The following is a 23,503-nucleotide window of genomic DNA, read 5'->3' as shown; positions in this document are numbered from 1 at the left end:
TTTAGTAACCTGGATTCTGTGACAAATTTTGGTTAATATCCCTTTCCCGCTGTGGAATAGGCAATAAGTAATGTCGTGCTGATACAGGAACTTCGGGCTTTGCTTCGGAGACCTTTTCTTCCAACTTGCCAAACCGAACCAAATCGAACCATCGGTGACCTTCCCATGTCAACTCCTTTTTTCGTTCTTCCAATATAGCTTCCTTAAAGGCCTCATAACCCATTGCCGATAGATCGGGAAGTACATCTCTTTCTACCCCGTCCGCAAACCTAGCTCTTCTTCTCACTTGGTTAACAGCATCCAAGGCATCGGGAGTGCTGCCGCTATTCTGCTCGTTCAATACCTCGGCGTACATTAAGAGTATATCTGCATACCGAATAAGTTGCAGGTCATTGGCCGTATTATTTACCAAGGGTTCTGCCACTCTATCCCAGTACTTTACAATGTGCGGGGAACTAAACTCCACCAATTCTCCGTTGATAACATCTTCGGACATAAAAGTGACTTCTTTTCTCCTATCCTCATCATCGAAAGAATCGTAGAGGGCCATAGTGGGTATTTCGAGCCCTCCTCCATTGGGTCTTCCATCGTACACACCTCCGGGAAGGGTCCTAAATACCAAATGCCCACCTTCCCAAAGCGTCGTGAACAAATCCGTTCCTTCTAAAAAACTTATTGCAAACAGAACCTCTTTTCCGTTGTTGTTCTCTATCTTGAACACATCTGCATAATCTTCCCAAAGACCGAACCGTCCACTTAACATAATATCTTCCAGTTTGGTCTTGGCAAGCTGAAGGTTTTCCCCTTGTTGAAGCGCTGCCTTGGCCAAATAGGCTTTTGCAGACCAATTAGTGGGCCTACCATTGTCCATTCCTGTTTGTTCTTCTGGAAGACGTTCTTCTGCAATAGTTAAGTCTGCAAAAATCTGTGAATAGACTTCAGATACTGATGCCCTGCCCAAAAATGCACTGGACGTAAAAACAGTCTGGGGTTCCAACTGTAATGGTACTTCTCCGAAAAAGCGCACCAATTCAAAATAAAGAAGCCCTCGCAAAAAATAGGCTTCGCCCAATAAATCGTCTTTGGTTTCCTCGTTCATTTCTATATCCGGGATATTGATAATGGCCATATTGGCTGCATTTATACCTAAATAAAGATTGGACCAAATCTCCAGTGCTATGGTGTTCTCCGGTGTATGTGCCATTGCCGAAAGTTGATTGTAGCCATCTCCTCTATTAAAACTTGTCTCCCCCTCATCCGATAAAAGGGCATTGGCAGTCCAATAATTTGCAAAATAGAGCCCTTTAGAGTTCAATGTTTCATCGAAAGTGGCCCCCAAATGTCCATATATACCGTTTATGGCCAATTTGGCATCTTGTTCTGTTTGGTAAAATGTATCTTCGGTATAAAAGGTCTTCACTTCTTCTTCCAAGGCACTTTCACAACCCATGATCAAAATCAGGGCAGCGAAGTAAATTCTATAATTTTTGAATTGTTTCATGATTTTGATTTTTAAAAGTTTATGTTAAGGCCCAATAGATACGTTCTAGATGTTGGATACCCGCCGAAGTCCGCACCGGCACTCAGATTATTGTTCTGACCTCCAAAACTTACCTCGGGATCGACCCCACTATAATTGGTGATGGTGAACAAGTTTTTCCCTGTAGCATAGAGTCGGAGTTTATTTATGTTCATTTTGGACAGGAACTTACTTGATATGGAATATCCCAAAGTGGCGGATTTTAGCCTTAAATAGGAGCCATCTTCTACATAGTTATCCGAGAACACAATATTTCTGGGACCATCCGCGGCCCTAGTATAGGTATTACTTGGATTTTCCGGTGTCCATCTATTGGAAAATGCTTCCAACAAAACATTTCCCTGTCCATTTAGGTTTTCCAGGTTTATCCTATTAAAGTTGGCTATCTCGTTACCATATACTCCTTGCATAAATACGTTAAGGTCCCAATTATTCCATTTAACCGTGTTGTTGATACCAAAAGTATATTCCGGTATAGGGTTTCCGATAAACGTTCTGTCGTTATCGGCATCGATTACCCCATCCCCGTTCAGGTCCTTATATTTACGTTCTCCTGGAGTAAATGTATCTGTCGCAAAGGTCGGAGTGGTCGCGGGGTCATCGTCCAATTGTATTATTCCATCAGAAACATAGCCGTAAAATGCCCCGATTTCACCACCCTCTTCGAGCAACTGCCAATTGGTTATCCCCAAAATCCCAAAACCTGTGGGAATATTGTCCAAACCGGCCAGGTTCAGTATTTTGTTCTTGTTATATGCCCCTGTTAGGTTTACATCCCAATTAAATCCACCTTGGAACAATTGTGCATTGATGCCCAATTCAACCCCTTGGTTACGAACACTACCGGCATTGACCACACTTTGAATATACCCAGTTTGTGAAGGCACTTGCAGGTTCAACAACAAATCGTCCGTATTCTTCTGGTAAGCATCGATGGTAAGTCCCAACCGGTCATTAAAGAAACCAAGGTCCAATCCAACATTGTATTGTTCGGTACGCTCCCATTTGAGAGCACTATTGGCCGGAGTACTGGGTAATTGTCCCACTACCGCATTGTCGTTAAAAGAATGGTACGTAGGTTTAAATGTTGATTGGGAGGAATATGGTGCGATCGACTCATTTCCTATTATACCATAGCCTAAGCGCAACTTAAGATAGAGGCCCGAGTCTTGAAGAAACTCTTCTTCCGAAACATTCCAAGCGAATGCTCCAGAAGGAAAAAAGCCATACTTGTTTCCATCGCCAAACTTTGATGAGCCGTCTACTCGGGAAGTAACGGTAAAAATATATTTGTTGTCCAAAATATAGTTTACCCTACCGAAGTAAGAAATCAATCGTGATTCTATAATATTGGAATTTACTCCAGGATTTAGGCCAAGTCCCAAATTATTGGAACCAAAATTCTCCGTTGGGAAACCCAAAGCATTGCCAGAAAGGGTCTCTATGTTAAAATCTTGCCATGATGCCCCGACCAAAGCGTTCAACCGATGCCTGTTACTAAATGTGTTGGTATAGGTTACGGTAGTTTCCGCCAAATAACTTGTAGCTGTGTTCTTGGCCTGAGCAGCAAAAGCTCCTGGCGTATTCCCAAAGTCTATTTCCTCTGTCCTAAAGTAAAATTGCTCACTGATATTCATATCCACCCCAAGTGTTGTCTTCAACTGGAATTTCTCTGCAAAATCCCATTTAATGGCCAAATTGTCCAATATCCTTGTTGCCTTACCCTGGCTTTCCGATAAATTTTGATAGGCCACCGGACTTGGAAAATTTGGAATTTGTTCTTGAATATTGTTTACATCGTTTACAAAGGTTCCATCATTCTGCACAATAAAATTACCTTTGGTATAATTTCCTTCAGGATCAAAAACAGGTAACAACGGATTAAACTGGTATGCCCCAGTTATGGCACTACTTGCAACTTCTGTACCTCCTGTCGTTTCTGTCCTGGCCGTATTGAAATCTGTCTTGTTCAAACTCAAAGAGTTCTCTATGGAAAGCTTTTCTGTAGCTTTAAAATCGAGGTTTACCCTAAAATTGTAACGCTTAAAGTCGGTTTCGATAACTACGCCTTCCTGATCTAAATATGATCCGGAAATAGCATACTTAATGTCTTGATTACCACCTTTTATGGAAAGGTCATGACTTTTGGTTATGGCTGTCCTAAAAATCTCATCTTGCCAATCTGTACCCGCTCCAAAAGAATTTGGATCTGTATAAAATCTTGGCTCACCGGAACCATTGTACCTGGATTCATTTACATAAAACGCAAACTGTGAGGCATCCAATACATCCAATTTCTGAATAACCTTACTTACTCCAACATAGGTATCATAATTGATTTGAACTTCCCCATTTAACCCGCGTTTGGTAGTAATGATAATTACACCATTGGCGCCCCGAGACCCATAAATAGCGGTAGCAGATGCATCTTTCAACACATCGATGGATGCTATATCGTTTGCACTTAAGGTAGATAAGGCATTAATGGATGGGCCTTCTGCCACACCAGCAGAAAGGTTATCGCTGTTGTTATCTACCGGAAAACCATCTATTACGTACAAGGGCTCGTTACTTGCGTTTATGGAACTACTGCCCCGTATTCGTACGGAAGTAGCTCCTCCCGGCTGACCTGAGGTTTGTGTTAACAACACACCGGAAACCCTACCTTGGACAAAATCATCTGCCGTAGTGGAGCGAACGGCCTCAAGGTCTTCCGACTTTATAGTGGCAATAGATCCGGTAAGGTCCTTCTTGGTCGTACTTCCATAACCTATTATCACTACCTCATCCAATTCGTTCACATCTGTTCTTAACGCTATGTTGATGGTTCGCTGTGTACCCACTGTAACTTCTCGGGAACTGAACCCTTGATAACTAAAAATCAAGATTGCACCCTCATTGGGAACCTCAAGGGTATACTCCCCATCAAAATTTGCCGATGCCCCAATGGACATTCCTTTCACTATCACATTTGCACCTGGTAGCGGAAAACCATCATCCTCTGCCGTGATTACCCCATTTATGGTTATATTTTGTGCAAAGGCAAGTAGATTGCCTAGCATCAAAAAAATGACAAAAAGGCCTTTTATTCTATTTTTCATAATCGTCATGTTTTTAATTTGCACAGTTGGGTATTAGTTGAAAATCTTCACCTGTGTCTGGATTCTTGACCTCGACATCCCCATTCTGGTTTTTAAAACTGAAAGTAATATCTGTTATTTCTTGACTAGGCTGAGCATTAAAAAGTTGTCTAGGCCAAACAGATACATTCCATTGATCTGTGCCAATAGAACGCATTTTAGTTATGTCGGAAATATCGCACGCTTCCACCGCTTCTCCATCTATAACAGCTTTGGCGCACAGATAAACATCTGTGGCCCCCGATAGGGCGGTTGGTGCGCCTTCGGGTCCTTTTGTTGCATCAAAACCGACATGGATAATATCGTCATAGGTATATTCCGTGGGTTGAAAGGTTACAGGAAATGGAAGTGGGCCACATAAATCGATTACAGGGTTTGCCCCTCCGGTAACTTCCATGCAAGGAGTAAATCTAATATCAGTCTCCCCTTGTGTGATACCGTAGCCGGAAGTACCTACAATGTAACCTAGCTGTGTTTTAATATTTTCTGTCCCTACATCCATGGAAAGCTGAATTTGGCCTGAAAAGTTTACACCATTGGCTCCCGAAACAGTTTGATCGGAAATAAAAACTACCCATTCCACAAGACCATAATTTTCACCAATTCCTGCAAGATCTGTTATAGGTGTCTTATAATCAGGATCAGAGCCATTGGCCAAACGCATGGTCCCATCGCCGTTGTCCGATGTAAAAGAGACCGTTGCGTTCGAAGCGATATCCCATGCTTCCGGAACCAAAACCCCAAACACGATATTATATGATGCATCCTCCGCAGGTGCTACGTCTACATCGATAGTTACATCCATTTGTTCACCAACTGTGACGGACGAAGGTTGGTTTACGTTGGTTATGGTTACGCACATGCTCAACAACAAAAACAATAAAAACAGTGCTTTTGGTTGAAAAATAATGCGCTTTAATTTGTTTAGTTTGTTCTTCATTTTAGTGCATATTGGTTTCTTGTTATTTGCTCAGTGTGTAGGTATATGTATTTGATGAACATCCTAACGGGACGATCACTGTCATCTTATCCGATCCAGAAAGAACGGCTCCTTGAATATCCAAACTGGCACCATCAGAAAAATTTATTTTTGTAGGATACACAGGGTCATCAAAGGACCAATCACCACTGGGGTCACTTAACACAAAGGGAACTGTCTGGTTTGGAAAAGAAAAAGACGAAGGCTCTCCATTCTCATAATCTAGCTGAAGTGAAAAGGATTGAAAATCCATAAGTGCCGTTATGTCGTTTCCATTTTGGAGGACTTGGTCTATTTTCCAATTCCCCTCGATATCAACAACAAACTCGGCAAACCCATCCGGATTCTGCTCAGGGTCGTCATCACAGCCGATAAAGGCTATAATCGACAAGGTCATAATTAATCTTAAGCATTTCATAATTCCAAAGTTTGATAAATAGTTAGTTTACGGTAAGGCCGCTGTGTCAAAAAAAAGAGAAAAAAGGAAGATCGAAGGCTAATTTACCATGCCCCCATATCACCCTTTTTTCTTTCAGAATTAAACTCAACAACTTAAATAATTATTTTTTGAACACTCTAAACAAAGAACTCTCTTACAGTCTATAAGTAAGGAATCAATATTCATATGTTCATATGTTCATACATATGTTCAAATATAGATCATTATCCCATCTCTCCAAAAAAAAAGTCCTTTTTTTAATTCATTATCATTCTACTGCATGAAGATTTATCAATTTTATAAAATCCACTCAAATAGTTTTCTTTTATGCTTCTTAGGTCTAAAACGGCATAAAACGTTTTCGTAAATCGATAACTTATATATGTCCATATGTTCATACATTTAAAAATATTATATATTTGGAACTCAACATTTATTATGTCCTCATACTGGCTAACTAACAATAACCCTATATAAATTGACCTATGGATTTCTTAAATGCCGTTTTGGAGGAAGTAATCAACTTTTTTGGAGCTTCCACTGTACTGGATGCGCTAAAAACTGAAAACTATGCTTTTTTTAAAAGTTTTGACGGTATTGTTTCTTGTATTTTTCTCGCTCTTCCCATTTTGCTTATAGCAGAATTCTTTATCGTTCTTTTTAAGGAAAGGGAACAACTAAAAACTTACAGGGTCAACTTTATTATCATTGTTTTTAACCGAATTATTGGTAGAACCTTATCATTGGGGACCATATTTTGGAGCATAGGTTTTTTTCAAGAATATGCCTTGTTCCAAACTTCATATACATGGTATTGGTTTATTTATGGGTATATTATCTGGGAACTGGGCAGCTATATTTATCATTATTTTGGGCATAAGGTGCGTTTGCTTTGGTGCTTGCACTCTCCGCACCATGCTGCAGAGACGATGAATCTTTCCGTAAATCAAGCTCACTTTTTTCTGGAATTTCCCTATGCGGACCTAATACGAACTGCAACTTGTATGCTCTTAGGGGTAGACCCAAAGCTGTTCTTTTCTATTTTAGTTTTGGACATTACTTATGCTACCTTTATACATATTGGGGAACATATTGTAAAAAAAGGGCAGTTTGGTTTTCTTGGAAAGCTCATACTCACTCCATCGCACCATCGTGTACACCATGGTAAAAACCCATTGTATATGGATACCAATTTTTGCAATTTGCTCAATATTTGGGATCGGATTTTTGGCACATACCAAAGTGAAGAGAAAAATCACCCCATTGTATATGGTATAACACGAGAAATGGACCCGGGCAGTTTCTTTGATGTTTATTTTGGCGAATTTAAAGCTCTATTTAAGGATGTTGCCCATGCTCCGGGACTGAAGAACAAACTACTGTATTTGGTTATGCCCCCAGGATGGAGTCATACCGGGGAGCATCAAACCGCCAAAATTGTTCGACAACGTTTTTTAAATGAACAGCCCAACAGAGACTAAATTTTTACCGAAAACAACAGTCCCGGGCTTAATCCGAGCTCTGTGCATGTCCATAGCTTTCCGGATATAGCAAAAGTTTTATTTGGTTTCTTTGGTTCAAATATTCCTTTATAAAGGCATTTACTTTCGAAACTTTTAATTTATTGAGTCTTTTCCCATAATTATTTATTACTGCCAAATCTTGGCCGTGAGTGTATTGAGACTTTAAATAATTTAGCCAATAACTATTTTGTCTCATCCTGATCTCGTGCTGCCTTAAGTTTTGAGCCTTAAACTTATTTAGATCATATTCATTGGCGCCATCTCTCAGTATTTTTATCAATTCATCCTTTGTGGCACTGATCAACTCTTCCGCACGATCAGGGGCACAACTAAAGGAAATCGACAGTGAGTAATAGGGATTTGGTATGCCCACATGGCTTACAGCAACCGATGGGCTGTAAACTCCACTCTCTTTTTCGCGTAACCGTTTTACCAATCGATCGTCCAAAATTGCTTTAAGAGCTTTTAAGGTCATGTTATTCTCCGGTGAACTTGTATAGTCACCATGAAAAGCCAATACCACTGTTGCTTTGTCCTCCAGTCCTTTATAAACATTTCGCTCAAAAATTCCGGGTATTGGTTTAATACCAACGTCTTTATAGGTTTCTTCACGTCCTGTGGATGGCAATTCCCCAAGGTATTTTGCAATGGGACCGATAATACTGTCTTTTTTAAAACTCCCGACGAATACAAATGTATAATCGCCAAAGTCTTTAAAACGATCTTTATAGAATTTCAAGGCTTTATCCAGATCCACAGTTTTTAATTGCATACTGTCCATTCCTTGTGCCCATGCGCCACGACCTTTCATGGCAACGTTAACACTATCCTGAAAAACCGCGATGGGGTTATCGTATTTATTGGTCAAGGATACCTTATAGTTTTCCAAAATAGTATTAAAGGTAGTCGTATCCTTTCTAGGTCGGGTAAAATAGAGGTACATCAATTTAAGAGCTGTCTCAAAATCCTTGTTTGCTGCATATCCTTTGATTCCTTCTGAATAGGTACCAATATATGGTGATACGGCCAAGGTCTTGCCCGACATTTTTTTATTGAGGTCTATGCTGTTAAAACTTCCCGCACCGGAAGATGCTATAATATTATCGGCCAATTTTGCTGATGGCAAATCTTCTTCATTGGCCAAGGACACACCTCCGGGGCTAAAACCCGAAAATAGGATTTCATCATTTTTAAAATCCGTTTCCTTTAGAACAACTTTGACTCCGTTGTTAAGTGTATATTCTGTTACCCCAACGGATTTTACTCTTTTAGTCGATACAATTGTACCGCCTTTTACAGGCTCGGCCAATAATGGTTCATCATTTCCACTATCTACATAGGCCTCTACACTTCTATCAAAACTGTTCACCCAAGATCTTAAAACATCCTCGTTGGGCAATGCCTCCTTATCTTTCTCGGAAGCTTGCAATAGAATAATTTGGTTTTGATCGGCTACCCAAGACCTTACGGTTTGGTTTAAGTCTTCGAGTGTTATTGCACCTAGCCCCTTCTTATAGAATTCATAGGAATAGTCCATATCCATAAACGCTTCACCATATAGAAAATGTTTAAGGTATTGATTCACGAAGGATTTAGAGGATACATGCTCTTTTTCGTTATAGTTTTTGTTGATGGCATTTATAAAATTCAATTTGACCCTTTCCCATTCCGATTGGGTAAATCCATGTAAAACTGCTCTGTTCACCTGATCCATTACACCATATATGGCAGATTGTAGTTCTTCTGCACTCTTGGCCACCACTTGAACAGTAAAAGCATCTAGGTTCCCAATACCGCCTTGGTACCCCGCATAACTCGCACTTGCTTTTAGATAAGGTGCCGTGCCACTCTCTATTTCCTCTGCAATTCGTAATGCAACAAGATTGTTGATTGCAGACCTGATTATTGCATTTTTAAAATCCCCTTCGGTTTTTATCAGCTTTCTAGGGTGCTTGTACATTACCGTTGCCACGGTGTACGGAAACTCTGGATCGGTAACGATTTTAACCAATGAATTTGTATTTCCGGGCACTGTATATGTTTCTGGTATAACTGTTTCCCCAGATTCGCCCAACTGCCCAAAATAGATCTTAATATAGTCCTCCACCTTATTTTTATCGAAATCACCAACTGCAATTATTCCCTGTAATTGTGGCCGATACCATTTCTTGTAGTAAGCCCTAAGTGTATCGTGTTCAAAATTACGGATGACTTCCATTTTTCCGATCGGGATCCGATCGGCATATCTTGAATTGGCCAAAAGTACGGGAAGAAGTTGCTCGCTCATTCGTTGCGAAGCATTTTTTCCCCGCTGTCTTTCTTCTTCGACTATCACACCTCTTTCCCCATCTATTTCCTCGCTACCAAATACTATATGGCCCGCCCATTCCGAAAGAATTTTGAATGCGGTTTTGAACACTTCCTTATTTTGAGTAGGAACCGGTAATTGATATACGGTTTGATCAAAGCCCGTATACGCATTTAGATCTGCTCCAAAACGCACACCAGCTGCTTGTAGGTAATCGATCAATTCGTTTTTAGGAAAGCTTTTGGTTCCATTAAAAGCCATATGTTCTGTAAAATGGGCCAGCCCCTGCTGTCCATCGGTCTCCTGTAAAGATCCTGCTTTAACTACTAAATAGAGCTCAGCATTTTCGCGTGGCTCGGCATTCTCCCTAATGTAATAGGTCAAGCCATTGGGCAACGTATCAACTATTACTTCCCTATCCAATGGAATAGGTTGTTCCGGCACTATGCTGTTTTGCTGGGCAGACCCCATAAAAACATTAAAAATGCAAAAAACAATACTGCTTTTAAAAATGGAATGTACTTGCATGAGTATTCTGTTATTTTCTTTTTCTGATCATAAGTAAACCTGCGCCAATAGCGCCAACAATTAACGGTAGTACCAAGGCATAACCTACTTTTAATGCAACAATCTCCGATCGGGACACTTTTATAACCGTATCTATAGCCCTAGGCCTGGATGTGTTCACGGGATACTTGCCATCGTTCAACCAACGAAAAATCCGCATGGCAAAAGATGAATTTACCGTGTTAAGGTTATTACGGGCCATTTCAGCATTGCTTAAAAAATCCGCATCGCCCACCACCATTATTTTTTGATTCTTTTTACCCACCTTTCTTTCCAAAGTGACCGCCAATGGCATTGCCGCTCTTTTGTCCACTTGGGGGTCAAAGAAAATTCTTTGTGTTTCCAAATCGAATGGCCCTGTTCTATTCCACGCTACCTCTTCATTTGTGGTCATAATAGGTGTAGCCCTAAAGTCGGAGCTGTCCGCTATTTGGATCCCCATAGCTGTTGGAAAGGATACAATTGCTTCGCTATAAAACTTAAAACCATGGTTTTGTGCTTCTGGCGTAAACACCCCTTGGATAAGATCCAAAGAGTAATCTTCACTTTCTTGGAGCAGTGTCCCATGTTGGAACGAAATGCCCAATTTGGACAATATCCCGTCTAAATTACCATTTGTTCCCGGTTCGGCCGCGATCAAGAGGTTACCGCCTTGGTCCACATAATCCAATAAGATTTTTTCTTCATCAACGGTGTAGGCTTGTTTTGGGTCTGCCAGAACTAGGGCATCCAAACTATCCGGTATTTTTTTATTCTCCTCCAATAAAATATCTATTGGTTGAAATCCTTGATTTATTAAGGATCCTCTAGTATTGGTGCCATTGATGATTATTTCGTACCCCCCATCTTCCATTTTATGAATACTGCGTTCATTACGACCCTGAACAAAGCCGATATAGGATGGTTTATCTATAATTCTCTTCAATGCAGCGGTAATTTCTGACTCATTGGGGTATGCCCAAATGTCATCGAACATTCGTAAAGGTGTTGTTTTGTCCTTATATTGAATAAACCTGACCAAACGATTGTTTTCTGGAATTAAATCGATTTTTTGCTTGATCTCCTCCGGGGTCAACAAATCGTCAAAATCGAATTTATGAGCAGATGCGGCTTTCTTGGCTTTTTCCAAAAGTGTGGTAGTGGTGTCGTTATACCTTACCAAAGTATCGTAATATGTAATGTATTCCATCTCCAAATCTGGTTTGAACCTTCTATACTTCTCGAAATGGTTCAAATCTTTGATCCTATTTTTTGGAGCCCCTTTGGATGCGCTGTAGTGCACAATGTTCACATAGCTTGTAATCTTCAGTGGAGCTTTCAACCGATCAATAATCTTTTGGGAATACTCTGTTAAGGTTCTATCCTTGAACCTTGTAGTGTCATAGTATCCATTTATGGATGGCAATGAAGATACATATCCTATCGTCACCGGAATTAAAATGGCCAACACATACCTGGCGATACGCAATGATCTTTTTTTGGATTTTCTTTCGTCCTGTAGTTTTAATACGGTCAAAATCAAAAACATGCCCATTACCATTAAGAAATAGACAATATCTTTGCTACTGATCAATCCGTTCACCAAATTATCCGTACGTCCCGATATGGATAGCCAATAGGTAATATCGCGAACAAAATCATGGCTTTGCCCAATGTTACCGATAAAGCTCAAAAAGGCCAGAACAGCCAGTGTGCTTATTGCCGACACTACCTGATATGAGGTTAAGCTGGACATAAACAATCCAATGGACGCATACGTACAGATCAACAGATATATTCCCAGTATACCACCCAAAACAAAGGGTATATCCAAGTTCTCGATAGCATGGTTCCCCACCAAAACAAAGCTTAACAGTACCAATGATAACAGTAAGCCATAAATTGCAATGGATAAAAACTTGCCCAATACCATTTGGGGAACGGTAACTGGCGAGGATTGCAATAATTTAATTGATCCACTGCTGGTTTCCCTGCTAAACAGGCCCATTGTGAGCAAAGGAATGTACAGATATAGGTTTTCCTGTATTTTGGCCAAAATTCCGTGCTCCCCGGCAAACAATACTTTGGAAAGTACACTTAAAGGCCTGCCCAACTGCTGGTTGGTTTCCTGAGAATATAATAAGTCTGCAAATATTATTCCGGTTTGTGCAATAAAAATTACCAAAACAAGCCACGCAACGGGCGAATAGAACATTATACTTAGCTCTAATCGAGCAATTCTAAATATTTTTTTCATCTATGGGGGTTCAAATAATTGAAGTATCGCCTTTTTAATTTTTTGGAGCCTTACCGGAAAGCTGTGCAAACACACCATCCAAGGATGTTTTCTCGAAATAGATTTCGGTTAAGGACCAGCCCATTTCCACACTATGTTTGATCAATCTTTCTGTAATATTGCCTTTGCCCTGGAAAGTAATCCTTACCCTGGAACCATCGATAAAAGAAACACCGGCCACACCTTCGACCTTTAATAGGTCTTGTTCTGCAGGAAGTTCTTTCAGTTCCATGATCAAGGTATTGGGCTCTATATAATTATTAAAGGCATAAAGCGTATCCGCAAATACTATACGACCATTCTCCACCATCACGATATTGTCGCATGTGGCCTGAACCTCGGACAGGATATGCGTTGATAGTATTACTGCACGGTCTTCGGCAATTTCTTTGATCAGCTTTCGCACTTCCAAAATCTGATTTGGGTCTAATCCATTGGTGGGTTCGTCCAAGACCACCAATTTAGGGTTGTGTATAATTGCCTGCGCCAATCCTACTCTTTGCTGGTATCCCCCAGAAAGGTTTTTTAACACCCGCTTGCTAAAATGTGATATGCCGCACTTTGCTTTAGCGATTTCCAATGCTTCTGGAATCTGCTTTGAAGGTATAGATCGTAAATGTGCACAATGGATCAAATACTCATCAACGGTCAATTCCGTATGAAGTGGCGCTTTTTGAGGTAAAAACCCTATCAATTTTTTGGCTTCTACCGGCTGCTCCCTCATATTGATACCATCTATATAAACTTCGCCCTCTGTTTGATTGATTACGCCGCACAATATGTTCATTGTGGTCGATTTACCTGCTCCATTGGACCCCAACAATCCCATGATACCTTTGTTGAAAACCTCAAAATTAATATCTCTTATCGCCCAATCCCTGCTGTAACGGTGCGATAAATTTTTAACCTTGGCTATACTTATTTTCATTTAATCTTTTATTATCGTTGTTATTTTCTTTTCCTTTTCATCAAAATAGTGGCTCCGGATACGGCAACCAATAATGGTAAAACCCCCATAAGGATTATCTTGATCCAAGAAAGGTCTTTTTGGTCTACTGTAATTGTGTTGTCGATGGCTTCCGGGCGTGTTATATCCACAGGAAATTCACCATTGGCAAACCATTTAAAAATTTGTGTGCCCAAACTAAAGTTGCCAGTCCGTAAATTAAATCGGCTAAATTCTGCATTGCTCAAAAAATCAGCATCGCCAGATACGATGATTTTTTGCTCTTTTCCTTTAATCTCACGACTAAGTGCCATTGATACCGTAACTTCCTCCTCTTGCCCATCGGACAGGTCGAAAGTATGGTCTGGTAAACTAATGCCGATTGATTTTATGATTTTGGCTTTTGTACGAGAAGTATCACCTAAATTTTCAACGTCGTTTGCCACATCTAGATCTAACTTAAATGTTATTGCATTGCTCAATTTTAAGGTTTGGTTATCCCCTGATATTATTTTTTGGGCCTTGGCAATGGTCAATGGAAAGGTGTTGAAATCCGACTTCTCCTTAGTGTGTATTCCCATTGCTCCCGAATGGGCTATTATTGTGTCCCTTGTTAATCGAATTCCTATTTGTTCCGCTTCTGTACTCAACGTTGATTTAAGCACGTGCATTTCCAGGTCTTCAGATTGCTGTGCCAATCGCGCTGTTTCGAACTCAACGCCCAACACATCCAAAATGGGCTGTAGTAGGTGGGCTTTTTTTGGTTCTCCGGCAATCAATAAGTTGCCTCCATTTTTGATATAATCTTGAAGTTTTGTTTGTTGTTCAATCGAGTAAGGCTCTATAGGGTCGGCAATGACCAAAGCTGCAAGAGTATCCGGTATTGTGATATCCGGGGCATTCTCAATTTCGACAACATCAAATCCCTGATTGATCAATGAATTTCTGAAGGTTTTATTATTGGTCAAATCCTCATAGTCGTTGTCCCCGGACTTGATCATACTGCGTTCCCCGTTTCCGGTTAGAACACCAATGACCGGAGGTGAGACCAAAAGCCTTTTAATGGCCGCCGATATCTCTGCTTCACCTGGGTAGGTTATCATATCAAAGAACATTCTAAGACTGGTTGAACGATCTTTATAATTTACCTTTCGCACAAAGGTGTTCCGCTCTGATGACAAGTCTATTTTCTCTCTAATTTCTTCCGGTCTTAGAACCTTTTCGAAATCAATACCGTAAGCAGTGGCCGACCTACTTGCCATTTCTTCGAGTGATTTATACTGAAAGTCCCGTTTTGTAAAGGTAGAATCATAATACATTACATAATCCATACTTAAATTTGGAAGGAAGCGTGTATATTGATCAAACTTACTTTTATCGAAAATCCTGAATTTTGGTGAGCCCAAATGGGCAAAACTGTTAATTATGTTGACGTAAGTGGTTATTTTGAGGTCTCCATCCAATTGACCAATTATCTCTTTACTCTTATCCGTTAGAGTCATTTTTTTGAAGCGAGTGGTATCGTAATAGGCATCTACGGAAGGAAGCGAACTAACATACCCTAGGGCAACCACCCCTATGACCAATCCAATATACTTTAGTGTCACCGTTGTAGAACTAGTGGTTTTTCGTCCTTTGTTCAATCTCATAACGGTAAGGGTCAAAAACAAGAAAATCACCAATAGAAAGTATATAAAATCCTTACTGCTTATAAGACCATTTATAAAGTTATCCGCACGTCCCGATATGGACAACCAATAGGTAATGTCCCTGACCACATCTATGCTCTGGCCTATTGTACCAACAAAATTCAATACAGCCAAAATTGCGAGTGTTCCGATTGCAGCTACAACTTGATAAGGGGTAACACTGCTCATAAAAAGCCCTATGGATGCATAGGCACATATAAGAATGTAAAGTCCTAGAATACCTCCGGCAAGAAATTTAAAATCCAGTTCTTCTATACTAAAGGAAGCTACCAGAACCATAAGCAACAATACGGCCACCAGTAAAAGACCATAGCACATCATGGAAAGAAATTTGCCCAAAACGATTTGCTTACTTGTAACCGGGGAAGAAAATAATAGTTTAATGGAGCCCGAGCTCAACTCACGGCTCAACAGCCCCATTGTTAACAATGGTATGTATAAGTACAATTTGTTCTGTATTGCCGAGAAAAAACCATTATGTCCGCCAAATACGCCCACAGTTAGGTCTTTAAGGTTTGTTCCCAATTGCTGAGAGGTTTCCTTGGCATCTATCAAATTGGTAAATGTAAGGCCACATTGTACCATAAAAATGATCAGGGTAAGCCACGCAATAGGGGAATAAAAGAGTAGGCCAAGCTCTAGCTTAGCTATTTTGATTATTTTCTTCATTAACAGTAAAACTTTGTTGAGAACTTTAAAGGGTAATTTAAAAGCAATCCCCTGCCCTGAGGGATAACTAATTCAAAAAATGGGCAGGGGATATTCCAGCTTTCTTATAATTGGGTGGCTATCGCCGTAATTTTACCAAAACCGCTGAATATTTCAATATTTGGCGTATCTATATTTCCTATTCCCGTGTTTATATAAGGAAGCAGGTACACACGCCCAGTTGTATCGTCAAATGTGGACATGATCAATGCCTTGTTGTTCAGTGGCATATATTCTCCTGAAAACCTTACCGGGTAGTCTGCTTGCCTATACACTTGAAGAGTGGTTATAGTTTCTCCGGATGGAACCGTGTATCTCTCCTCGATGGTAGGGGTAGCTGTTCCATAAAGTACAGCATATACCTTTGTTGACGTAGCATAATACATTACTTTTTGATCATCCAAGAAAGCAAAGTTTTCCGCCTCGTCTATTCCGGGTGCACCGGTCAAATCGAATTTAGCAATTGGCTTGGGGGCTTCTGGTGTTGGAAACCCGCTCACACCTTCATCAAACGTGAACAGTGCAACTTCCCCTGTTCCATTGTTCTTTAATAGATGCATAAACTCTCCAGTGGTACTCACTCCCGCTGCTAAATTTACATAACCAGGTTGAGTAGTGGGGTCAAATGCCCCGGATGGACTATTTGGGGTAGCATACATAGTGTTGTCGCCAAAAGGCGTAACGGATGGCTGATATACAAACTGACCGTTTACCTCATCGTAAAAACTAATTACCACTATTGGGTTGCTCACTCCATTGGCCGCAATAATATCGGGAGCGGTAAAATCAGAGTCAAAAGGTAGTCCTATTTTTGTTGAAGCCCCCAAATAAGTAGATGTTATTGTTCCATTGGCCAAGTAGAGATCACCTTGGTTGACTCCCCCCAGAGCCTGTGGCTCGTAATTGCTTCTTTCTGCATAAAACAGGTCACCATTACTACCTCCAAAAGTGTAATCCAATGTATTAATGGTATAAATACTTGTTTCGGTAATACCGAACATAACATCGTCCCGCCCTAATTTGGTATAGCGCATTTGTTTTGTGATACCCGGAATTGTACTCCCGTTGATCGCAGAATAAACATTGTGCTTAACACTTACATCTTCGTAATCTGGCGTAACGGATGGCGACATGATATGACTAATGTCCGTAGTTGCACCATCTTCTGTATGGGCCACCACCAAACCTTCACCAATATTGTTCAACACCTTTACCGGCCATGCAAAAATGTGGTCCAAATTTGTACGGGTATTCGTAACTGTGTACACGAGTTGATGGAAGTTTCCTGAAAGGTTGGGTTTAAATTCAACTAAAAAATCAAGATCTCTTTCGTTACCGACCACTTCGTATATAGTGTCATTCGGCTCCAAATTGATTTTCCATTCGTATTCGAGTTCACTCTCCGAAAGCCCTTGATGATCCAATTCGGGAATAACTTTCAAGTTCTCAAATTGATATACGGTAAGTGTTGCCACTCCGGTGGTATCCAGAGTAATATCCGGAATTGCATTTACATCCAATGTACTGTCGTCATCGTAGCAGGAGGATGCAAATAGCCCTATTCCAAAAGCAATTAGGGTTATATATAATAGTTTTTTCATTTTTAAATTTTTAAGGTTATTCTCTGCACTTTTCAATGAAAAAGTTCCGTGAGCGATCAATTTATCGGAACTATGGGTTGTCCAACATTAGGTCCATCATCGTGCAACAATGGAGCGTCTGGATTTTCCTCATTGTACTTTCGTATATAATCTCCAAATTGAACGCCTTTTACCTTGGCCCCTGTTGGTCCAAGAGCCCTATAATCATCAATTGTAAAGCTGGTCATGCCCGTGGATGCCACAAAGGCTCGATAGGCCGCTGTACTCGGGTATCTACAAAAGAAGAATCGGTAATATCTCCAATCCGGAACTATTACTTTATTGGTCCAGGTAAAGACATGATCTACGCTTTCTACATTTCCTTTTGTAAAGTCTTCGGAATCCGTTATCTGTAAATGGACCGAGACTTCCGTTGTATCCAGTTGTTTGGCATTGAATACTTTTAAATACAAACGGCCCTCAAATTCACCGGGATCCACAACACCTTGCTGAATCTCGAATAGGTTAGAGCTGGCCGTAGTCAGCGAATCCTGAACAACCTTTACCCTAAAAAAGCGTTCGTTGCTCAATGTATCACCTATGATACGGGTTGGAATTTCGGTAATAAACTCGTTGGAAGGATTTTCCAAAAAGGAATAGCTAGAAACTTCTTGAAGGAAGTTGATTCCACTCAGATCATTCTCAAACTCTCCTATTTCGTCTTTGTCACAAGAACTGATAATGAGCACTGCTCCCAGCAGGATCATTATATTTAATATGTATTTTTTCATTTTTAAAATGATTTCAAAGTTTAGTTTTGTCCAACGAACTGCGCTTCGCTATCCGGATAGGGAAGCACATAAATTTCATCATTTAGCTCTACCGTCTCGGACAGAAAAGGAATCTCGGTCTCTCCTGTACGTTTGTAGAAATAAAAGAGTTGTCCCTCGCTTATAAATTCTTTACGATACTCTTTTCTGATTTCTTCCCACACGGTTTCGGAGTCGGAATCCAATGGTATGGGATCTAAAATCCCTCTACTGCTCCTAACGGTATTCAAATAGGTTATGGCTTGTTCCAAATTCTCTGATGCCCAGTAATGTTCTGCCGCGATATAGTACATCTCGGGCAACTTGATCAAAGGCATCTGGTTTGGGTTATTAGTGCCAGACTGAATCAACTTTGTGCTGACCAGACCCCTTGTTTCCGATTTAAGCAATGTATTGAATCGGACATCGGCAAGACCTATATTTACCTGATCGGTCTCAAAAATGCTATCCGCCATTTGCGTGGTAAGGTAAATTGCGTCGTAATTGGTCCCATCATCACTTGCAGTTAAAATAGGGTTTACAATATCGGCAAAGCCATTGATGTCCAAACAGAACAGTACTTCCTGATAAAGAATTGGATCGCCCGCAATAGGATAAGAGTCCGATTGTATAAGCGTTGCCCCCGAATTGGCGATCACTACTTCCGCCGCCACTGCAGCATCACTGGTATTGCCCTCCCAGAGTAGTTTTCTTGCTTCCAATGCTTTTACCGCATAATAATTCATGCGCTGCTCGCGATTTTCGTAAAACCCGGTTCTATTAACTTCCAAATAATAATCGGCCGGACGATTTTCGTCTTGATAAATAGGATCTTCCTTTAGTAGTTCCAAGGCCATATCTATATCTTCCTGCATACGGTCGAAAGTTTGGGCATAGGTCATCGGTGCTACCAAATCCTTATCAAAATTTACCACATAGGGTATGGTATATTCTCCCATTAGGTTTTGACGTTCTTCCAAGTTTCCATATCCATACAAACGCATAAGATCTAGGTGGACAAACACTCTAAGTCCAAGCAATTCTCCTTTGATTATTGCATAGTTAATAGGGTTCAGTACCTCTTGGTTATCGTCGATATACTCCAAAGCCAAGTTAATATTGGCCAAAATATTATAGGATCTGATCCAAAGTGCATCGACTTGATCAGTTGCCTGTGGCCCTCTATAGTTAAACTGTTGAACCTCGTCATATAAAGCCAAAGATGGCAATGTGGCGTATTGTTGTGCCAATAAATCCACCAGGTTCCAGGTCATATCCTTAGCGTAAAGCTTGGGAGATGTCATTCCTAAATAGACGCCCATTAATGCATCTTTAAAACCGTCCTCGTCACTAAATTGCTGATCTGCCGTAATCTTTGCATTGGAGGTTTCGTCCAACCAGTCATCGCTACAGGCAATAACAAGCATACCTACCAGCAAGGTCATTAGTATTTTTTGAATAAATGCTTTCATAATTATAATATTATAGGTTGGCCATTAAAGAGAATGTCATAGATCGGGAGAACGGGTATTGTGTTCCCCTCTCTATTTCTATTGATGAGAACTTGGCTACATCGTTCATGTTAAAACTTAAACGTAACCTATCCAATCCCATGGCTTTGGTTAAACGTGGCTTAAACTCGTAATACACATTAATGGCTGCGATATCCAATTCGTTCCTATCTTGCACAAAACGTGAGGTCGGCCTTGTTTTTTCCTGAAGACTAACAAATACATTGTCCCCGTCTGGATCTACACTATAAGTTCCCAACCTTTTGTAAAGTGCGTGCTGACCCGGGTAGCGCCATCTTCCGGTAAGCACTCGTCCATCCACATTATAGTTCATGTCCACATTTTCCACTTTGTCCACCAATGTTTGGTTATAAAGTTGACCGCCACCTAAATACCTGGCCGTAACACTTATTCCGAAACCTTCGTATTCGCCAGAGAAACCAAAAATCCCTCTGTATTTTGGATTGCTATTGCCAACAACCACCAAATCGTCGGCGTCCCATTCGTAAGTAGTGCTCCCGTCTTGTTTTACATAGATTTCCTGCCCAGTGGAAGGATCGATTCCCAATGAGGGTACCGCCCAAATAGCATTCATGGACATTCCGCTTTCATACCTGTTCACAGGTCTATTGTTACCTCTGTCCGCAGCTATCTTATCCTGAGCATCGTTAAAGCTTTGTAGGGCATCGGAAAGTTCTATGATCTTATTCACATTGGTTGTGATTCCTCCGTTAATGGAAAAATAGTTTCTGCCCCTGGACCACAATAGGTAAGAGATGTTCGCTTCGATACCGCTGTTCTTAACCTTGCCCAAGTTATCTTTAACGCTACTGAAACCGCTATAATACGGTAATGTTATGTCCGTGATCAGGTTTTCGGTATAGCTCTCGTAGTAGTCGTATCGGAGGGTCAGTCCGCCAATCTTTATGTCGAAACCGTTATTAAAATCGAACTTGGTTTCCCACTGAAGTCCCGGGTTGCCCATGTTGAGTGCATAGGATCCAACATTGTCTTGGTATCTTGAATCAAGATAGTATCCGTATGTCACTACAGATTCATTACTATTAAAGTTCTGGTTCCCTGTTGATCCCACGGAAGCCCTGATCCTAAATTGTTCGAATGGTGCTTTGGCAAAAAACTTTTCGTTGTGCAGGTTCCACCCCAATCCAACACTCCAGAAATTTGACCATCTTTTATCGTCGCCGAATTGGGAAGACGCGCTGGTCCTGAATGTAAAATCGGATAGGAACCTATTGTCATAAATATATGATCCTACAAACAAGAAACCAACATCCCTGGATACACCACTTATTCCGGTCGGCCTTGAATCAAGAGCGTATGATCGGGCAAAAACAATGTCGTCCATTCTACTACTTGGGAAACCTTCGGCCAGATGAATTACCTCTTCAAATTCCCTTTCGCTTACATTAAAACCAGCATTTCCGAACAACAAATGTTTTCTAAAGCTTTTAGAATATTGCAGGTTAAGATCCCCGTACAGATAACTGCTTTGTCCGTTATTAACCTGGTAGGATCCTTTTCTGTTCTTGTCTATCAAAGCGTAGTTTTCAAACCTTGTGTGCTCCGATGGATAAAACTCATCTGCCTTGCTCTTTTTTAGATCTATACCTACACGCGCTATAGTTTTTAAAGCAGGTAAGATGTTCCACTCCAAATAAAAATTATTGACAAAGTTTAAATAGGTAGATGTATTTTTAGAATCGAGCAAAGAATTGTAGAGTGGATTGGTATACCTTTCTCCGTTTGGCCCAATCTCTGCGTAGTAGGGAATACTACCATCTGGATTTTTGGCCCTCCAATAAGGGTTCATAATCGCATACTCGTTAAAAGTACCATAAGGTGATTCCTCGCCCACGTTATTGTTTATAGTTGTACTGTTTTTAAAATTGAGGTTCTTCACCCTATAAAATGCGGTAAGATTTCCGCCAATATTCTCTCTGGACGAACCTTTCATTACACCGACACTTTTTCTATAGTTCAAGTTGGCCTGCAGGCGTAAATCCTTGTTGCCCAACTCAACGCCCAAGGAATGTCTGTGCCCAATACCATTCTGTAATGGTTTTGCCATCCAGTCTGTATTAAGTCCTTCGTTGGCCAATTTTAACCTAGATTGGTACAATTGCTGTAGCTCTACCAAACGATCTGGGTTCGCCAAGGAAGGTGTGTAAAGACCGTCTATAAGTTCGGCCTCCAGTTTTTGAAAGGAGTTGGTTAAATTATAACTGGTCAAATCCGGAAGTTCCACATCCAAATTGGCGGTATATGTTACCAATGCATCTTCACCAGATAATTGTTTGGTCTCGATTACCACAACACCGTTGGCGGCCCTAGATCCATAAAGTGCCTTAGAGGCGGCATCTTTAAGTATGGTGATACGCTCCACTCTATTAAAATCCAAATCGAACACCCTTTCTGCAGAAGCTTCAAATCCATTCAGGATAAAAAGGGGTTGGTTCGGATTTCTCAAATAATTTCCCTTTAAATTATCATCTGCGGTACTTCCCGGAAATGTAGAAGTTCCCCTGATCTGTAAATCCGGTAAGTTGTTTGGGTTGGATCCCAAATCAAAATTATCCATCAAACTAATAGATGGATCAATATTCTGTATGGCCTGAAAAACATTTTGGCTTCCCACTTTCCTAAGATCTTCACTGGTAACGGTTACAGTGGCGCCTGTATAACTTTCTTCCTTTCTTTCGAAAAATCCGGTTACGACCACCTCCGACAGTTCGGCAAGACTCTCTTCCATTTGGACATCGATAGTAGATTGTATACCCACTTCTATTGCCACGGTTTTATATCCAACATGGCTGAAAAGTAGTGTGTCCGACGGGTTTACAGAAATAGTGTAACGACCATCAAAATCCGTCATCACCCCACTGTTGGTACCCTTGATCACAACATATACACCTATAAAAGGGTTTCCAAATTCATCAATCACCATACCGGTCACTACGGACTGGTCTTCATTTAGGTCAAATTTAGTTTTCAAAGCACCTTTGCTACTTAACAGAACTTGATCCCCGATTACTTTAAACCCTGTAGTAGTACCGTCAAAAACCTGCTGTAGCACCTTTGACATTTCTTGGTTGGTAGCCTTAATGGACAATGTTCGATTTAAGTCAACATCTGTGGTCTTGTAGGCAAACCTATATCGTGTGGAGCTTTCAATTTTATCGATCAGAAAGCTTACAGAAACATTCTCCAGATCTAAGGTAATCAGCTGTTGAGGGCTTACTTTGGCCTGAAAAGAGCTGAATGTGATGAACAATATGAGTAGTGATAGCTTGTTTTTAATACTTTGATTTAGAACATAGGTCAAGCTAAGCCCTTTGTTCCTAAGGAGTTTTTTCATAATTTTGAAGTTAGTAGTGGTTGGTTAAATCACTTAATTACAGATACAATCGGGAGATGTGTCACCATCTTCCGATTTTTTGTTAGATTCTAT

At 40.6% G+C, this 23,503-nt stretch carries 13 protein-coding genes; 1 reads left to right on the top strand and 12 read right to left on the bottom strand.

The window, feature by feature from the left end; genetic code table 11:
• Window position 1: 1 nt before the first annotated feature.
• Genes AB9K32_RS11190 through AB9K32_RS11175 form a run of 4 tightly spaced genes read right to left on the bottom strand, consistent with a single transcriptional unit; the run spans window position 2 to window position 6,077 of the window.
• Window positions 2–1,501 carry a RagB/SusD family nutrient uptake outer membrane protein gene (locus AB9K32_RS11190; RefSeq protein WP_338194071.1) on the bottom strand — a complete coding sequence of 500 codons (1,500 nt, stop codon included), beginning with the start codon at window positions 1,499–1,501 and terminating at the stop codon, window positions 2–4.
• An 11-nt stretch (window positions 1,502–1,512) separates the two neighbouring features.
• A complete protein-coding gene (locus AB9K32_RS11185; protein WP_369885201.1) occupies window positions 1,513–4,641 on the bottom strand; it encodes a SusC/RagA family TonB-linked outer membrane protein in 3,129 nt (1,042 codons plus the stop codon).
• A gap of 13 nt (window positions 4,642–4,654) precedes the next feature.
• Window positions 4,655–5,620, bottom strand: coding sequence for a DUF4961 domain-containing protein (locus AB9K32_RS11180; RefSeq protein WP_338194067.1), 966 nt, complete (start codon window positions 5,618–5,620; stop codon window positions 4,655–4,657).
• A 22-nt stretch (window positions 5,621–5,642) separates the two neighbouring features.
• Window positions 5,643–6,077 carry a DUF5004 domain-containing protein gene (locus AB9K32_RS11175; RefSeq protein WP_369885200.1) on the bottom strand — a complete coding sequence of 145 codons (435 nt, stop codon included), beginning with the start codon at window positions 6,075–6,077 and terminating at the stop codon, window positions 5,643–5,645.
• 506 nt (window positions 6,078–6,583) lie between these two features.
• On the opposite strand from AB9K32_RS11175, the gene AB9K32_RS11170 reads away from it, so the two are divergent.
• On the top strand, window positions 6,584–7,579 hold the full coding sequence (locus AB9K32_RS11170; RefSeq protein WP_252079285.1) for a sterol desaturase family protein: 996 nt from the start codon (window positions 6,584–6,586) through the stop codon (window positions 7,577–7,579).
• 28 nt (window positions 7,580–7,607) lie between these two features.
• On the opposite strand, the gene AB9K32_RS11165 is transcribed toward AB9K32_RS11170, so the two are convergent.
• From AB9K32_RS11165 to AB9K32_RS11130, 8 genes are all read right to left on the bottom strand, one after another.
• Window positions 7,608–10,457 (bottom strand): M16 family metallopeptidase, encoded by a 2,850-nt coding sequence (locus tag AB9K32_RS11165; RefSeq protein ID WP_369885199.1) that lies wholly within the window; start codon window positions 10,455–10,457, stop codon window positions 7,608–7,610.
• A 10-nt stretch (window positions 10,458–10,467) separates the two neighbouring features.
• Window positions 10,468–12,732 carry a Gldg family protein gene (locus tag AB9K32_RS11160; RefSeq protein WP_252079283.1) on the bottom strand — a complete coding sequence of 755 codons (2,265 nt, stop codon included), beginning with the start codon at window positions 12,730–12,732 and terminating at the stop codon, window positions 10,468–10,470.
• Between the two features lie 34 nt (window positions 12,733–12,766).
• Window positions 12,767–13,699, bottom strand: coding sequence for an ABC transporter ATP-binding protein (locus AB9K32_RS11155; protein ID WP_224834953.1), 933 nt, complete (start codon window positions 13,697–13,699; stop codon window positions 12,767–12,769).
• Between the two features lie 20 nt (window positions 13,700–13,719).
• Window positions 13,720–16,095: a Gldg family protein gene (locus AB9K32_RS11150; RefSeq protein WP_224834954.1), complete on the bottom strand. Its 2,376-nt coding sequence runs from the start codon at window positions 16,093–16,095 to the stop codon at window positions 13,720–13,722.
• A 104-nt stretch (window positions 16,096–16,199) separates the two neighbouring features.
• Window positions 16,200–17,735: a PKD-like family lipoprotein gene (locus tag AB9K32_RS11145; RefSeq protein ID WP_224834955.1), complete on the bottom strand. Its 1,536-nt coding sequence runs from the start codon at window positions 17,733–17,735 to the stop codon at window positions 16,200–16,202.
• Between the two features lie 56 nt (window positions 17,736–17,791).
• A complete protein-coding gene (locus AB9K32_RS11140; protein ID WP_369885198.1) occupies window positions 17,792–18,505 on the bottom strand; it encodes a DUF4843 domain-containing protein in 714 nt (237 codons plus the stop codon).
• Window positions 18,506–18,525: 20 nt separating this feature from the next.
• Window positions 18,526–19,995 carry a RagB/SusD family nutrient uptake outer membrane protein gene (locus tag AB9K32_RS11135; protein WP_369885197.1) on the bottom strand — a complete coding sequence of 490 codons (1,470 nt, stop codon included), beginning with the start codon at window positions 19,993–19,995 and terminating at the stop codon, window positions 18,526–18,528.
• Window positions 19,996–20,005: 10 nt separating this feature from the next.
• Window positions 20,006–23,410, bottom strand: coding sequence for a SusC/RagA family TonB-linked outer membrane protein (locus tag AB9K32_RS11130; protein ID WP_369885196.1), 3,405 nt, complete (start codon window positions 23,408–23,410; stop codon window positions 20,006–20,008).
• Between the last annotated feature and the right edge of the window lie 93 nt (window positions 23,411–23,503).

The sequence above is a fragment of the Allomuricauda sp. XS_ASV26 genome, assembly GCF_041224615.1.
Lineage (GTDB): Bacteria > Bacteroidota > Bacteroidia > Flavobacteriales > Flavobacteriaceae > Flagellimonas > Flagellimonas alginolytica.
Note: the sequence above shows the minus strand (reverse complement) of the source record. Positions and strands in the feature narration are given on the sequence as shown.